This is a genomic window from Geobacillus thermodenitrificans subsp. thermodenitrificans DSM 465, from assembly GCF_000496575.1.
Classification (GTDB): domain Bacteria; phylum Bacillota; class Bacilli; order Bacillales; family Anoxybacillaceae; genus Geobacillus; species Geobacillus thermodenitrificans.
Genome location: NZ_AYKT01000001.1, coordinates 181,382 through 196,157, shown reverse-complemented (window position 1 = coordinate 196,157; position 14,776 = coordinate 181,382). Strand labels below are relative to the sequence as shown.

At 52.0% G+C, this 14,776-nt stretch carries 14 protein-coding genes; 1 reads left to right on the top strand and 13 read right to left on the bottom strand.

The genetic code is table 11. The features are described from left to right. Nucleotides 1–42: 42 nt before the first annotated feature. The 11 genes from DSM465_RS0101045 to DSM465_RS0100995 all read right to left on the bottom strand — a co-directional run bounded on the left by DSM465_RS0101045 (nucleotide 43) and on the right by DSM465_RS0100995 (nucleotide 11,379). Entirely contained in the window at nucleotides 43–1,977 is a 1,935-nt protein-coding gene (locus DSM465_RS0101045) for a stage V sporulation protein D (RefSeq protein ID WP_008878692.1), read from the bottom strand. A 71-nt stretch (nucleotides 1,978–2,048) separates the two neighbouring features. Further along, nucleotides 2,049–4,259 (bottom strand): penicillin-binding protein, encoded by a 2,211-nt coding sequence (locus tag DSM465_RS0101040; RefSeq protein WP_029760418.1) that lies wholly within the window; start codon nucleotides 4,257–4,259, stop codon nucleotides 2,049–2,051. Between the two features lie 6 nt (nucleotides 4,260–4,265). After that, complete coding sequence (ftsL, locus tag DSM465_RS0101035; RefSeq protein ID WP_029760417.1) at nucleotides 4,266–4,622, bottom strand: cell division protein FtsL; 357 nt, start codon at nucleotides 4,620–4,622, stop codon at nucleotides 4,266–4,268. A gap of 50 nt (nucleotides 4,623–4,672) precedes the next feature. Continuing rightward, nucleotides 4,673–5,605, bottom strand: coding sequence for a 16S rRNA (cytosine(1402)-N(4))-methyltransferase RsmH (rsmH, locus tag DSM465_RS0101030; RefSeq protein WP_029760416.1), 933 nt, complete (start codon nucleotides 5,603–5,605; stop codon nucleotides 4,673–4,675). 278 nt (nucleotides 5,606–5,883) lie between these two features. Then, nucleotides 5,884–7,512, bottom strand: coding sequence for a bacillithiol biosynthesis cysteine-adding enzyme BshC (gene bshC, locus DSM465_RS0101025; RefSeq protein ID WP_029760415.1), 1,629 nt, complete (start codon nucleotides 7,510–7,512; stop codon nucleotides 5,884–5,886). Nucleotides 7,513–7,585: 73 nt separating this feature from the next. Then, nucleotides 7,586–7,972 (bottom strand): DUF3397 domain-containing protein, encoded by a 387-nt coding sequence (locus DSM465_RS0101020; RefSeq protein WP_008878698.1) that lies wholly within the window; start codon nucleotides 7,970–7,972, stop codon nucleotides 7,586–7,588. Then, entirely contained in the window at nucleotides 7,965–8,855 is an 891-nt protein-coding gene (locus tag DSM465_RS0101015; protein WP_029760414.1) for a 2-dehydropantoate 2-reductase, read from the bottom strand. Before DSM465_RS0101015 ends, DSM465_RS0101020 begins: the two co-directional genes overlap by 8 nt. A 97-nt stretch (nucleotides 8,856–8,952) precedes the next feature. Further along, the gene (locus DSM465_RS0101010; RefSeq protein WP_029760413.1) at nucleotides 8,953–9,531 is read right to left on the bottom strand and encodes an RsfA family transcriptional regulator; all 579 of its coding nucleotides are present in this window, start codon (nucleotides 9,529–9,531) and stop codon (nucleotides 8,953–8,955) included. A 70-nt stretch (nucleotides 9,532–9,601) separates the two neighbouring features. Continuing rightward, nucleotides 9,602–10,357 (bottom strand): enoyl-CoA hydratase/isomerase family protein, encoded by a 756-nt coding sequence (locus tag DSM465_RS0101005; RefSeq protein ID WP_008878701.1) that lies wholly within the window; start codon nucleotides 10,355–10,357, stop codon nucleotides 9,602–9,604. Nucleotides 10,358–10,513: 156 nt separating this feature from the next. Then, nucleotides 10,514–10,687 carry a 50S ribosomal protein L32 gene (gene rpmF / locus DSM465_RS0101000; RefSeq protein ID WP_011230605.1) on the bottom strand — a complete coding sequence of 58 codons (174 nt, stop codon included), beginning with the start codon at nucleotides 10,685–10,687 and terminating at the stop codon, nucleotides 10,514–10,516. A gap of 149 nt (nucleotides 10,688–10,836) precedes the next feature. Further along, nucleotides 10,837–11,379, bottom strand: coding sequence for a YceD family protein (locus DSM465_RS0100995; RefSeq protein ID WP_008878703.1), 543 nt, complete (start codon nucleotides 11,377–11,379; stop codon nucleotides 10,837–10,839). A 348-nt stretch (nucleotides 11,380–11,727) separates the two neighbouring features. Here DSM465_RS0100995 and DSM465_RS0100990 point away from each other — a divergent pair, with 348 nt between their 5' ends. After that, nucleotides 11,728–12,948, top strand: coding sequence for a nucleotidyltransferase (locus tag DSM465_RS0100990; RefSeq protein ID WP_029760412.1), 1,221 nt, complete (start codon nucleotides 11,728–11,730; stop codon nucleotides 12,946–12,948). On the opposite strand, the gene DSM465_RS0100985 is transcribed toward DSM465_RS0100990, so the two are convergent. Next, on the bottom strand, nucleotides 12,921–13,940 hold the full coding sequence (locus DSM465_RS0100985) for a SepM family pheromone-processing serine protease (protein ID WP_029760411.1): 1,020 nt from the start codon (nucleotides 13,938–13,940) through the stop codon (nucleotides 12,921–12,923). The genes DSM465_RS0100990 and DSM465_RS0100985 overlap by 28 nt on opposite strands. 5 nt (nucleotides 13,941–13,945) lie before the next feature. After that, nucleotides 13,946–14,725, bottom strand: a complete 780-nt coding sequence (locus DSM465_RS0100980; RefSeq protein ID WP_008878706.1) for a patatin-like phospholipase family protein — start codon at nucleotides 14,723–14,725, stop codon at nucleotides 13,946–13,948. Nucleotides 14,726–14,776 lie beyond the last annotated feature (51 nt).

Sequence of the window (14,776 nt, the reverse complement as noted above, 5' to 3'; positions counted from 1 at the left end):
AACCCGATGAATCATCGCATCGGCCGCCCCTTGTGCGATCATTTACTGCTCCTCTGCCGTCTCGTTTTTCGCCAAATAAATGCGAATCGTCGACCCCTCTTTCACTTTCGCACCTGGCTCTGGAGATTGTTCAACGACCACATCTCCCTCGCCACTAACATCTAATTTTAAGTCAAAAAGTTGTTCTTGCAAATCTTTTTTTGTCAATCCGATTAAGTTTGGTACTTCCAGCACTTTCGGCTCGTTCCAGTCCCGCTCTTTGGCGAGTTGATCTTTGCGAGGTTTTACGTTCATCACACGTAGGCTGTCTTCCATCACTTTGCCGACGATCGGCGCGGCGACCGTACCGCCAAACTGAACCGTCCCTTTCGGATTGTCAACGGCGACGTATACGACAAGCTGCGGATCGTCAGCCGGAGCGAAACCGATGAACGATACGATATGGTTGTTTTGCAAATAGCGGCCTCCTTGCGCTTTTTGCGCCGTTCCGGTTTTTCCGCCGACACGGTATCCTTCGACATACGCCTTTTTCCCTGTTCCTTGGGCAACGACACTCTCAAGCGCATATCGGACTTGTTTCGACGTTTCCTCGGAAATAACGCGCCGTTTCGCCTTTGGCGTATTGCGCCGGACGATTTCACCCGTTTCTGGGTCGATCCACTCCTTGGCAATGTATGGAGTGTACAAAACACCGCCATTGACTGCAGCCGATACGGCAGCGACTTGCTGGATCGGCGTCACCGACACCCCTTGGCCGAACGCGGTCGTCGCCAGCTCAACCGGCCCTACCCGTTTTAAATCAAACAAAATTCCGGTTCCTTCCCCTTGCAAATCGATGCCGGTTTTCTCGCCAAACCCGAACTGCTTAATGTACTTAAACAACGTTTCTTTTCCTAGTCGTTCTCCCAGCTCTACAAACCCTGGGTTGCAAGAGTTTTGCACGACTTCCAAAAACGTTTGCTCTCCGTGGCCGCCTTTTTTCCAGCAACGAAGCGTAGCACCGGCTACTTTGGCATAGCCCGGGTCAAAAAAGTGGTCTTTGAGCAAATTCACTTTTCCTTCCTCAAGAGCTGCCGCAAGCGTAATGATTTTGAACGTTGACCCTGGCTCATATGTGCTCCAAATCGGCAAATTGCGGTTGTAAATTTCCGGAGGGACGTCCCGGTAGTTGGCCGGGTCGAAAGTAGGGCGGCTCGCCATCGCCAAAATTTCGCCCGTATTCGGGTTCATAGCGATGGCGATGATGCCGTCTGGATTGTATTTTGCCTCCGCGATATCAAGCTCCCGTTCGATAATCGTCTGGATGCGCGAGTCAATGGTCAGCACTAAATCCAAGCCGTCAGTCGGCGGCGTATAGTCGTCCGCTATACCGGGCATGCGTCGTCCTTTGGCATCGGAATAAAATTGCACAGAGCCGCGTTCGCCGCTTAGTTCTTTGTCATAATACAGCTCAAGCCCGGTGAGCCCCTGATTGTCAATGCCGCTAAAGCCAAGCACATGCGACAAATAGCTGCCAAATGGGTAGTAACGCTTTGTATCTTCAGCAATATAGATCCCATCTAAGTCAAGTGCGCGTACGCTCGCCGCTTTTTCATCAGAAATTTTTCGCCCTTCCTTTAGACGGACGATCGATGTTTTTTGCGTAATTTGCTTATAGATTGATTCGACTGAAGCGCCCAACACAACGGACAGCTTTTCCGCCGCCTCCGCCGGATTTTTCACTTGCCGGGGGATGACGTACACTGTCGGCGCGCTCATATTCGTCGCCAGCGGGACGCCGTTGCGATCCAAAATTTCACCGCGCTTCGGTTCAAACGGGATGTTCCGGCCCCATAGCCCTTTCGCCCGTTCCGTTAACATATCGCTAAGCCAAAATTGGACGTAACCAAGACGGAGATCGATAATCGCAAAAATGAAAATACCGATCAAAAACACGATCGTCAACCGCTTGCGCACGGTAACGTACGACACGCGCATATGGCGGAACCTCCTTCGTGATGGGCTCGTTCCACTATATGCTTGTACGCCCCGTTATAGAACGGCAAAAATCATTCGTGCGGCTTGTTGTCCTTCCGTTCAGCCGCCTCTTTTTCTTTCTCCGCCATCGTTTCTTCCCATTGGCGTGGAGAAGCCAGCTCGACAATCAAATAATCTCCTTTGCGCACTTCCGCTCCCGGACGAATGCTTTGGCTGACGACATAACCGGTGCCTTTCGTACTCGGACGCAACTCGAGCACGTTGGCCACTTTCATGGCGTCCCGCAGCGAAAAGCCGCGCAAATCCGGCATCGTTGCTGATCCGTCCGTTTTCAGCACGACTCGCTCCCCTGGAAGAACGCGCTCCCCACCGCTCGGAAGCTGCCGTTCAACATTTTTACCGTTGCCGATGACAACCGGCACATATCCTTTTTCTTTCAGCTGTTCCGCCGCTGAGACGGCGGTTTGACCGATCAGCGAGTCAAGCGCGCGCCGTTCCGCCTTCTTCGTCTCTGTCTGTTTTTTCTCTACCGGCTCGATATGCAAATATTGCAAACTGCTTTTCATCACCGTTGTAAAAATTTGCGACACCGGCGCTGCCCCGGTTTCCGTTACATCAAGCCGCGGCTGCTGAACGGCTACATACATGATGAGCCGTGGATCGTCAGCCGGCGCCATACCTAAAAACGAAAAAATATAGTTTTCCCGGCCCGTCATGTAGCCGCCGGCGGCCGACGGAATTTGCGCCGTCCCTGTTTTGCCTGCGACACGGTAGCCATCGATCTGGTACGGACGGCCGGTACCGTGTTCCGACGAGACAACCGTCTCTAAAATCTCGCGCACTTGGCGTGCCGTCTCCGCAGTGATCGGTTCACCGGCTACAGTCGGCTCATGATCAAGAACGACTTTGCCGTTGTCCGGATCAACCACTTTTTCAATGATGTATGGCTTCATCATTTTTCCATCATTAGCGATTGCCGTTGCTGCTTGAATTTGCTGAATCGGCGTCACCGATGTCCCTTGGCCAAATCCTGTCGTTATTCGTTCAATCGGATAGCGATAGCGGATTTGCCCAACAGACTCGTTCGGCAAATCGATGCCGGTTTTCTGGTCGAAGCGGAAGCGATGCAAATATTGCAAAAATCGATCTTCACCGAGCTTTTCTTTCACTAAAATGGAAAAAGCGACGTTCGATGAACGCTGCACTCCTTCGTCAAATGTAATTGTTCCCCAGCCGACATCGTTGTGGTCGCGAACAGTGTTTGGCCCAACTTTGTACGCTCCGGAACGAAACGTTTCCTTGCCGTTATATACCCCTTCATTAATAGCCGCCGCGAGCGTAAACACCTTCATCGTCGACCCTGGCTCGTACGGATAGGAAATGGCATCATTCAAAAAGTTCGTAATGTCGCGCTTATTCGGATCAAAACTCGGACGGGTCGCCATAGCCAAAATTTTCCCTGTTTTCGGATCAGCGACGATACCGATCATTTTCTTCGGCTTGTACTGCTTCTCAACGTTATTCATGGCGTCTTCTAAAAATGTTTGGATTTTTCCATCGATCGTCAAATAGACGTTCGCCCCGTTGTCTGGCTTGACGATACGTTCTTTTGCCTCCGGCAGGCGAAAGCCGTTCACATCACCAGCAAATGACACATAGCCGTCTGTTTCGCGCAAATATCGATCAAGCCATTTTTCCACACCCATTTTGCCCACTGTTTCGTTTTCCGCATTTTTTTGTGCGTACCCGATCACGTGCGAAGCAAATGTGCCATTCGGATAAAACCGATTTGTATCACGGATGAAGGCAATGCCCGGCAAATCGAGCGCTTCAATTTTTCGCTTGAGTTCAAAGCTGATGTTACGGCCGTAGGAGCCGAACTCGACCTGCTTGGCCTTTTTCGTTAAAATGCGCTCCATGTCCTTGACATCCATACCAAGCAACGGCGCAAGCTTTTTCGCCGTTGTTTCCGGATCGACAACATGACGCGGACGTTCCGGGTTGGTCGTCATCTCTGGATCCAAAATGGCCACGACCGTATATGAAGGTACATCCTGCGCCAAAACGGTGCCGTTGCGATCGAAAATCGTCCCGCGCTTCGCTTCGATCACTCGCTTTTGTTTATGCTGCTGTTCAGCTTTCGCGGCTAACACATGACCGTCCGCTTTTCCGGTCCATTGCAGTTGGATAAAACGGGCAAAGAGCAGAAAAAAGAGCAGGCTGAAAACGATAAACAAAATCCCTGCTCCTCGATGGGTGTTGGAATGTTTTTTCATTTCCATTCTCCATCATTCCTTTACGACTTTCACATGGTCTTCGTTCAGTGACAGCCCAAGCTCCTTCGCCTTTTGCAAAATGCGCTCGTACGAGCTCAACCGCTGCACTTCGACGTACAAGTCATTATTTTCCTTTTTCTGTTCATCAATGGCCATCTCCAATTTTTGTATGTCTTTATTCAGCTCATAAATTTGCACTTGGCTTGAGACAAATTGAACCGCCACATAAAAGGCAAATAACAAAAATGAGACGATCAACAGCTTCTCGGCCAATGTGAGACGAAAACGACGTTTTCGCTGCGGCTTCGGGCTCGGCGGTGCAGCCGGACGCTTTTGTTCACGCACTACTTTAACTGCCAAATTGTTCACAGCTTTCCCCTCCTGTTTCTCCTCTCGTTCTTTTCCATCATTCGCACACGTTACTGTTTTTCAGCAATACGAAGTTTTGCCGAACGGGCGCGGTTGTTTCGTTCCAGCTCCTCAGCAGAAGGAACAACCGGTTTTTTTGTAATGATTTTCAGCACGGGACGGTAATCATCGGGGAGAACCGGAAGCCCCGGAGGCAATGGTGGGCTTTCGCTTGCTTTTTTAAACGTTTCTTTGCAAATACGGTCTTCGAGCGAATGAAACGTAATGACGCTCACTCGACCACCCGGCGCCAACAGTTCAATTGCCTGCTCGAGCGCTTCGCGAAACGCCTCGAGCTCATCGTTGACAGCGATGCGAAGCGCCTGGAAAATGCGTTTGGCCGGATGTCCACCGCTGCGGCGCGCTGGTGCCGGGATCGCCGCTTTGATCACTTCAACGAGCTCTCCGGTTGTTTCGATCAGTCTTTTACGGCGCACCTCTTCAATTTTGCGCGCCACCTGTTTTGAAAACTTTTCTTCGCCGTAGCGGAAAAAAATGCGGACAAGCTCTTCATATGGCCAGCGGTTAACAATCTCCGCCGCTGTAAGCCGCTGCTTGCGGTCCATCCGCATGTCAAGCGGCGCATCATGCTGATAGCTGAAGCCGCGCTCCGGCTCATCGAGCTGCGGCGACGAAACGCCTAAGTCAAACAATATCCCGTCAACAGCGTGGATGCCAAGGGCTGAAAGCTCCTCCTGCAAAAACCGGAAGTTCCGGTTTATGAACTGCACTTGTTCACGGTAACGGGCGAGCCGCTCGCTCGCGTGCAAAATGGCGGTCTCGTCTTGATCAAAAGCAAACAGTTTTCCTCGTTTTGAAAGACGGGAGAGTAAATATTCACTATGGCCGCCGCCGCCTAACGTGCAATCAACATAGACACCGTCTGGACGGACGTTCAGCCCATCGACTGCCTCTTTTAACAACACAGTTGTATGCTGAAACATATGTCCACCACCTTTGTTGCTTCCGAACGCACTTGCATCGGCCAGTGGCCGCTTCCTTATTATATCGCAAAGATGAACAAAATTTTAGCTTTTTTTGTAAAAAAGCGTCCCTTTTTGTTTATTTTTGTCGGACAAAACCAATATGAACCATAATTTAAAAATCGATCCTTTACTTTTATTCCCATCCGATTTTGGTTGTTTTTTTACTATTCATTTCAAGAAAAAAAAATCCTGCTCGAAACAGGATTTTTCTTTTCGACTTTTTCTTTGAAAAAGCCTTATATATATACAATTTTATGCATCCCGTTTCCCGGGTTGCTAATCGCTGAAAGTTTTTCTACAAAATCAAATCCGTAACGGTTCACATAGTAAAACACGTTCCAAACCCGCTCCTGAGGCGCCCCGTTCGGCCTCAGCGACGTTTCCACACGCCAAAATTTCCGCCATTCAACCTCATGTTTGCGTAGCAACGCCCGCTCCAACGTTTGCTGAAGAAACTCGATTTGTGCCTGAATGATGGCGGCATTTTTCGCCACTAATCCCTCTAATCCGCGGTCAATGGCCACGCCAAGCTCACGCAATGGCCGATGTGCCGCCTCAATATCAGCTTTCGCTTTGGCAAATGCCTCCGTCAGCGGCGCCTCAGCGGTTGCCTTGAGCCATTGCTGCTTTACCGCCTCGAGGCGCCCGGACAATACATCGGCCGCCTCAAGACCGATATCGACCAGATCCGTTTGCAGTGAACGGCTGACAAGCGTCGCCTGCAAACGCGGCACAACTGGCGGCATTTCCATTCCGAACAACGCAAACACTTCTTTCAATTCCGCCCAATAGGCAATCTCCCCAGGCCCGGCAATAAAGGCGAGCGTCGGCAGCAAATATTCTTGCATGAGCGGGCGGGTGACCACATTGTTGCTTAAACAGGCCGGCTTCGCTTCAGCGAGCTCGAGCAACTGTTGCTTCGTCAAGGCGACACTCCCCGTTTTATTGCGAAACAGCCCGCTTTCCTCATCATAGTGCAAAAGAGAGCGCTCACGGCCATCGTAATAAAACAAGTTGGCCGCATTCGGTGCGATCTCAATGAGCGGTGCATATCCAAGCGCGCGCAATGCCTCTTGCTGGGCCAGCACGGCTGACGTCACATCGCGATGGCGATCAATGAGCGCAGCAAAAAAACGGCGCTCAAGCGGGCGCACCGATGCATCGCCAGCGTTGAGAACGACTAAGCCGTCATCGGCAAACAAGCGCAGGACAATAGCGGCAAAAAAGTCAACAAACGTGCGGGAATCGTCCAGACACGCCGCGAGAAATGAAAGCAGTTCATTCGTCACATCCGTTTCCCCATATGTTTTGACGACGCGCTCAATCCACGCGTCAGCAAGCTGGCGATCGAGAGGGACATCGGCGGCCATCTGCTTTTCTTTCAATTTGTGCGGATACACCACTTTTTTTACTTCGCCGTCCTCTACGACATATACATGGTCGACTTCGGCGATGTCATGGTCTTCACCGGCGATCCAAAACAGCGGCACAACCGGTACACCTAGTTTTTGCTCCTGCTCTTTGGCAAGCCGGATTATCGTAATGATTTTATAAATTGTATAAAGTGGGCCGGTCAACAGTCCAGCTTGCTGCCCTCCGACGATGACAACACTGTTTTCATCGCGCAGCTTATCGATATTGTTCATCGTCGCCGGGCTGGCTGAAAAACGGCGGTGATAGGCTTGCAAGTAATCGGCCAGCCCATGTCGGTCATATGTCCTTGTTTGCAAGTGAATCAGACGCCGGCGAAACGCCTCATCATCGGTCCGTGCATAGCCAAACCCTTTTTCGGCTGGGAATGCACCGGTTATGTAATCAGCCGCCAACTTCGTTGTCGCCGGCAGCGGAACTTCTCGAACTTCCATGACGAAAACTCCCTTTCCTATGTATTCTTTCATGAGTATAGCATGTTCGGTGCAAAGAAAGAAAAATCATTGCTCAAAGGTTGGCGGCGACACGCACCATCATGCCATACACGAGCAGTCCGGCGTACAGGAAAGCAAAAATGAGAAAACACGCCCGCCAAAATAGACGGAACACCGCTGCTAGGCGAAAATCTGCCTTTTTCCGCCAATACCCGATCGCGATGGCGGCATGCAGTCCAAGCAAAAAGAGAAGGAGATGAATAAAATACGATTTTCCAAACAACACGGTCAGCAAAACATAGACGGCAGCAATAAAAAACGCGGTCGCAACGTTGACCGCGGCGTAAAATGCCGCCCGCTTCCGCCCCCCAAACAAACGCGCTCCCAAATAGACGAGCAAAAACAGGAAAAGCGGCAACGTCACAAATGTCGCCAGTATCGACGCGAGCCAATCACCCATCCGCGTTCCCCCCTTCTTTCCCCTTCAACGCGCAAAAGACAAAACGGACGAGCGGCAACGCCACCCCGCGCGCTTCCCCTTGCCTTAACACATAGCCTAAAATCGCATCGACTTCCGTTCGGCGCCCGTTCGCCACATCCATATACATTGACGAATAGTTGTCCGCCGTGCTTCGGCATATATGGACAATGCGTTGCCACGCCTGCTCGGCACTATGAAGCGGCAACACTTGTCTCACTTCATCAAACAACTGCGCCATCATGTCCCGATACGGCGCCACCTCAAGGAGTGCCCCGTTTTTTACCTGCAAGAGCGCCGTAAGCGGGTTGATGACCGCATTAACGATGAGCTTGTCGACAAGAACCCGCTCCCAATCATCCGCCCATTCAATTGGAAAATCACTGTCCCCAGACAATTCGGCGGCCATAGCAGGAGCACCGTACAACGATGCGAGCGTTAACTTGCCAACCCCTGTATGTACTACCGTCCGGTCGTCAAGCTTCAGTGCGCCATGCTCTACGACACCGACGATGACGTTTTTATCAGCAAAAGCGGATAGCTTTTCAATGTGGCCCATGCCGTTTTGCAAAAACACAAGCGTGCGGACGCAGCGAAACGAATCGGGTTGTGCGCAAACAGCTGCGATATCATATTGTTTGACGGTCACGAACACAAGCGGCTCAACGAGCTCCGCCCCAGCAAACGGCTGCGCTCGAACCGCTACAACCTCTGTTTTCCCATCTTTTTTCAGCGCAACGCCACACTTGGCAAGCTGCTCAGCTTGGGACAAGCGTCTCGTATAAACTGTTACCTCGTGGCGCTGCCCGAGATAGGCGGCAAGCAGCAGTCCAACCGCCCCGCCGCCGACAATGCCAATGTTCATGCCTCTCCCCCGCTTTCTAGCACAGTCACGCTAGCCTTATTTTAGCAAATGTCTTCTTAGTCCGTTAAGAAAAAAAGCCGGCTAAAAAGCCAGCTTTTTATCCCTCACCGACACCCTCAGCTGCTGTTTGTTCCACTTGTTTTTCCGATCCTGTCATCATTTTTCGCGCTCGCTCCATAATGGTGAGCAGGGTTTTATACTCCTCTTGAACAGCCGCCAGCTGTTTTTGCAGCGCTTCTTTTTCCATTTGTAATTTTGTAACCATTTGCTGCAGCTGTTCCATATCGTTTTTTAACGCCCGGTTTTCATCAGCTGTCCGTCGGATCTCGCGCGCCTTTTGCCCTTCAGCTTGCAAAAAGGCCAACACCTCCGCCCATGACAGCTTACTCTCAACCGCCGCTTCCATTTCCGGTTGCCCCCTGCCATCTTTTTCGGATGCCGTTTCTTTTTTTCTCGTTTTCCTCTCCTGTTTCGCCTGCTCAATTTCCTCTTTATACTGCTTGCGAACATATGAGTTCCAGCGAAATCCGCATGCCGCGGCCGTCCGCGACAAGCGCCGCCCTACTTCGGCGAACGCTTCCAGTTGGGTGCCGCCTGTACGAATATACTCAAGGACGACGTTAGCAAGCAGTTCATCCTCTTCTTTCGTCCATGCGTCTTGGCGTACTCCCGTCATCTCCTTCCCCTCCTTATTGCCGCTTTGTCATTATATGTATGCGGCTAATAGAAACGGTAGAAGGAAAAAATTACTTCTTGCGCAAAAAAGGACGCAATGCCTGTTCATGCTCAGCCGATCCCCAAAGCCCAGCACACCGATCGATTTCGGCGAAAAATTGCTCACGAAACCAAGTCATTCGCCATTTTTCGCCTGCCACAGCCTTATAGGCTTGCAAGACAGCAAGCGACCGCGCTGTATAGGGAGCAAGCCGCGCTTGCCACTGTTCACACCAACGATCCGCCGACAGAACCGCATCAGCCCAGCCGCACATTGCCATCTCCTCAGCCGCCATCGGCTCAGCGCGCAACAACAAGTCGAGTGCCCGCGCATACGGAAGCTTTTCAAACAGCATGGACGCGCCGCCCCAGCCGGTTGTAATACCAAGCCGGCCTTGAACGAACCCAATTCGACTCCCTTCCTTGACAAAGCGGAAATCACAGGCGGTCGCCAACTCGCAGCCCCCTCCCATTGCCGTTCCGTTGACAAGCGCTGCTGTCGGTTTCGGAAACGTCAGTAGTTTGTACAACAACTCCCCCATGCGCCTAAGCATTTGTTTTGCCTCCGCGCCGCGCAAATGTCCGAACTCTCTTAAATCGCCGCCGGAACAAAAGGCCTCGTCGCCGGCGCCGGTAATGGCGAACACTTTCACTTTGTCATCGGCCGCCGCTTGCTCCATTGCCTGTTCAAGGGCATGCATCACAGCAAAGTTGATCGCGTTGCGCCTTTCGGGGCGGCAAATCGTAAACAGCGCGATACCGTTATAATGCTCCACTATGGCTTCCATACCATGTCTCCCCTTTCGTATGATAAATTGGGCATGCATGCGCCGTTTTCCTGCCCCGTGACGAAAAAACGAGTCCACGGACAAAACGGCATTGTTTCCTCCATATAATAAAAAGGCTGCCCTATTTTCGGACAGCCTTTCGCGTGATGTCGGCGATTATTTGTTGACGACATCTCTTCCTTTGTACGTTCCGCATGCTTTGCAGACACGGTGCGCCAACTTCCATTCACCGCAGTTCGGGCATTGAACCATGCCTGGCACTTGCAGTTTAAAGTGTGTACGGCGCAGTCTTTTTCTCGTTTTCGATGTTCTTCTAAAAGGTACTGCCATCGTTCCCACCTCCTTGTCTGGCACATTCAGCTTATCGATGCCAGCAAGCGGGCGGCCGCTTGTTCGAGCCGCCCGTCGGCCGGCAAACAAGGCAGCTGCCGGACGGTGCGCATTTCGCCGGCGCCATCGACCGGCAACGCCGGTAAATGTCATTCCTTGTTTTTCTCTTCAAAAAACTTGGCCAACCCTGCTAGACGAGGATCGACTTTGTTCTCTGCTTGTTCTTCCATCGCCTTCTCCCATTGCTCTTCCGAGAGAACGTCCCATCCTTCCCCGTGCTGCGGCGCTCCGTCAGCGTCCGGATCATTAGCAATGAGTTGCAACGGGATTTCAAGCAAAATGAGTTCACGAATAATCGGATTCAAATCAATGGTTTCCCCGGTTACGACATGGATATCGTCGTCGGTTTCGACAAAGTCACCACCGTCGGCCAAAAACACTTCCGTTGTCTCGATGGAAAACGGATATTCCACATCAACGAGCGTCCGGGAACACGGCAATACCATCGTCCCTGACAGCGTCAAGTGAAACGTAAACTTTGTCGAACCGATGTCCGCTTTTCCTTGGACACGAACCAATGAAATATCGCGGATCAACGTGTCGATTTGCTTTAAATCAGACACATCGATCGTCTCGTCAATCGTCATTTCCTTATGCTGAAAACGACGAAGCTGTTGAACCGTCCATTTCATATGATCACCTCAAGGCAACGAATAAAATTATACGTTCCGTTTCTATTTTTGTCAATGTTTTTTCTTTACAACCATACAGCCTTCAAAAAAGAGAAACGAAGCAAAAGGAAAGGCATACTCCCATCATTTCCAAATTTCACTGTTGGCATGCCCCTGTCTGTTGGCAACGGTGCAAAAGTCGACACCGCGCGGCTGCTTGTCAACGGTTATTTTGTAAACTTCCTCCCCATACTCACAGTTGAACTCTGCTACTGCTTATTCCATACTAGATTACATATAGGAGGTGTGGCCATTGATCAACGATCATTTTCATATCGGGCGGCATGTATTCTGTTGGGGAGAGCGGCCATGAAAGCCGTCGGCATCATCGTTGAATACAATCCGTTTCATAACGGCCATTGGCACCACTTGCAAGAGACGAAGGCAAAAACCGCGGCGGATTGCCTTATTGCCGTCATGAGCGGGAATTTCCTGCAACGCGGCGAACCGGCCATCGTTTCGAAATGGGCGCGGACGAAAATGGCGCTGGCGGCAGGCGTTGATATCGTCATCGAGCTGCCGTACGTATTCGCTGTCCAAGCGGCAGAACAATTTGCACACGGGGCGGTGCGGCTGCTTGATGCCCTCGGGTGCCAAGAACTTTGCTTTGGTAGCGAATCCGGGGACATTGCCGCCTTTTTGACTGCCGCCAAAACATGGTTTCAGCATAAGGAGAAGTTTGACTCCCTTGTCCGTTCTGAGCTTGCACGCGGGCAAAGCTTCCCGAAAGCGAACGCCGAGGCGTGGCGGCAGCTCGATTCCGATGCACTCGACTTATCCAAACCGAACAATGTGCTTGGATTTGCGTACGTAAAAGCGATTTGGCAAAACAAGCTGGCAATTGTGCCGCGTACCATCCCTCGTCTGGCGGCCGGATATCATGACGAATCGTTTTCCCACTCATCCATCGCCAGCGCGACCAGCTTGCGGAAAGTGCTCAGGCAAACAGGGCAGCTAGAACGAATCGCCGCGTACATCCCGTCCACCACCGCCGAACAGCTGCAGCAATACCGGCTGACGTACGGACGCTGGCATGATTGGGAGGCGTATTTTCCGCTGCTGAAATATCGTCTGCTGACATCCAGTGAAGAAGACCTACGCCGCATCGCCGGGGTGGAGGAAGGCATCGAATACCGGCTGAAGCAAAAAATTGCCAGCGCCGAAACGTTTGCTGCTTTCATCGCCGCAACAAAAACGAAACGGTACACATGGACGAGACTGCAGCGCCTGTGCGTGCATGTGTTGACGAATTTCACAAAAGAGGAACAAAACAAGGCGGCCGCTCCGACGTACATCCGGTTGCTCGGCATGAATGAAACCGGACGCCGCTACTTGCAGCAGGTGAAAAAAGAGCTGGCATTGCCGCTCATTGCCAAAGCTGCCAAACTGAACGGCGATCCGCTGTATGAGCAAGAAAAAAGGGCGACAGCCGTCTACACTGCCGCCTTTCCTGAGCCGTTATACAGCGCCGCACTGAAGGAAGAATACGCGACGGCGCCCATTTACTTCTCCGGCATGGAACGCAAATAGCGGATCGCTTCGTCAAACGTATCCACCGGGACGATTTTCATTTTCGTCCCGATTTTTTTAGCCGTCCGTACTGCTTCGCGATAATTCGACGACGGCGCACCATGTTCATTCGGAGCGAAGAACACATCTGCCCCTTCACGGTCAGCCGCCACGACTTTTTGCGCAATGCCGCCAATCGGATCCACTTCTCCATGAATGTCAATTGTTCCGGTGCCGGCGATTTTCCGTCCTTTCGTAATATCCTCATCGACAAGCTGATTATAAATTTCGAGTGAAAACATGAGTCCAGCCGACGGGCCGCCGATTTGTTCCGAATCGACTTCCACCGGTGGGTCGGTGCGGACGTCATAATCTGTCCTCAACGTGACACCAAGGCCGATTTGATTCGGATGGTGCGGAAACGGCTTCAGCACAAGCTCGGCTTCATGCTGCTTCCGGTCGCGGATAAACGTGACGCGAACACGATCGCCAGCTTGTTTTCCTCGAACGTAGCTCACGATTTGTTCTGACGTATTAATCGGCTGGCCGTCGATCGCAGCAATGCGGTCGCCGGCTTCTAGGCGCCCAGCTGCCGGCATATTAGGAAGGACACTCATCACGTACACGCCTTTCGCCTCATTCGTGACCGGCTTTCCGGCATGCTGGTAAGCCACGACGATCGCCGCCTCTTTCGACTGTTCCATCAACTCGAGCTGGCGCATCGTATATTCTTTATCGCTCTCCCCCTCCTGCTTAATCTCCTCCACCGGATGCAGCTCATAAAACGGGCGGATATGGGCGAGCAAGTAAGCGACAACGTTCGCGCGCCCCATGCGGACCGTCGTCAACATGAACGTTCCCTCATCACGGTCACCGTTTTCGACATGAACGAGCGGCTTTAAATATTGCGCACTTCCTGGCATCATCACATAATATGGCAGTTTCACAAAAAAGAGCAAAAAAGCGAGGACAGCGCCAAAGAAAAACGCTGCGATATACGTCCGTTTTTTCATTCGTGCTATGGCTCCTTCCACTGTTCGATCGCTTGGCGGATCGCTCCGATCTGTCTCCGCGCTTCTTCCTCACCGTGGGCGATAATTTCCTCAATATGTGTAAATGCCCGCGAGCTGTACCGCTCAACGCGCGGCCGGATCATCACGTCTGAGGCAAGCTGGCGGTAGGTGACGAGCTCGGCTTGCAAAACGTCGAGGCTCTGCCAGATGACATCAACAATCGATGTAATTTCCGCTTTCGTGTTAAGCGGGGCGACATCGACGGCGATGACAATATCCGCCCCCATCGCCCGGGCAACCGACACCGGCACCCGATCGACGACACCACCGTCGACAAGTAGTCTCCCGTCCATCTCAGCCGGCACAAAAATGCCGGGAATCGAAATGCTTGCCCGCACCGCCTGTGCCGCTTCCCCTTGTCGAAAGACGACTTTTTCCCCCGTCTGCAAATCGGCGGCGACAACCGCCACCGGCGGAGAAAGATCCTCGATTCGCTTCCCTTTCGTCAACAAACGGATGAACTCAGTGATACGTTCGCCGGCAATTAATCCCATTTTCGGTACTGTCCAATCAAGAAAATCGTTGCGCCGAAACGATTTAGCGAGCCGATAAAGCCGGTTGAGGCCGTGGCCGCTCGCATAAAGGACAGCAACCAGCGCACCGATGCTGCTGCCGGCTAAGTAGGACACCGGAATGTCTTCCTGCTCCAATACTTTCAATACACCAAGATGGGCAAACCCGCGCGCTCCTCCCGAGCCAAGCGCCAATCCGACTTTCGGCGGCACAATCCTTCCCTCCTTCGCTGCGGTGTTCCCCGCTTTCATCTTATGGTCTAA

Excerpts from the sequence above, each read along its gene's own strand:
- bshC (WP_029760415.1), bottom strand. The coding sequence starts at position 7,512 with ATGGAAGTTCGAGAAGTTCCGCTGCCGGCGACAACGAAGTTGGCGGCT.
- DSM465_RS0100995 (WP_008878703.1), bottom strand. The coding sequence starts at position 11,379 with ATGAAATGGACGGTTCAACAGCTTCGTCGTTTTCAGCATAAGGAAATG.
- DSM465_RS0101005 (WP_008878701.1), bottom strand. The coding sequence starts at position 10,357 with ATGGAAGCCATAGTGGAGCATTATAACGGTATCGCGCTGTTTACGATT.
- DSM465_RS0101015 (WP_029760414.1), bottom strand. The coding sequence starts at position 8,855 with ATGAACATTGGCATTGTCGGCGGCGGGGCGGTTGGACTGCTGCTTGCC.
- DSM465_RS0101020 (WP_008878698.1), bottom strand. The coding sequence starts at position 7,972 with ATGGGTGATTGGCTCGCGTCGATACTGGCGACATTTGTGACGTTGCCG.
- DSM465_RS0100985 (WP_029760411.1), bottom strand. The coding sequence starts at position 13,940 with ATGAAAAAACGGACGTATATCGCAGCGTTTTTCTTTGGCGCTGTCCTC.
- DSM465_RS0101040 (WP_029760418.1), bottom strand. The coding sequence starts at position 4,259 with ATGGAAATGAAAAAACATTCCAACACCCATCGAGGAGCAGGGATTTTG.
- rpmF (WP_011230605.1), bottom strand. The coding sequence starts at position 10,687 with ATGGCAGTACCTTTTAGAAGAACATCGAAAACGAGAAAAAGACTGCGC.
- DSM465_RS0101045 (WP_008878692.1), bottom strand. The coding sequence starts at position 1,977 with ATGCGCGTGTCGTACGTTACCGTGCGCAAGCGGTTGACGATCGTGTTT.
- DSM465_RS0101010 (WP_029760413.1), bottom strand. The coding sequence starts at position 9,531 with ATGACGGGAGTACGCCAAGACGCATGGACGAAAGAAGAGGATGAACTG.
- DSM465_RS0100990 (WP_029760412.1), top strand. The coding sequence starts at position 11,728 with ATGAAAGCCGTCGGCATCATCGTTGAATACAATCCGTTTCATAACGGC.
- rsmH (WP_029760416.1), bottom strand. The coding sequence starts at position 5,605 with ATGTTTCAGCATACAACTGTGTTGTTAAAAGAGGCAGTCGATGGGCTG.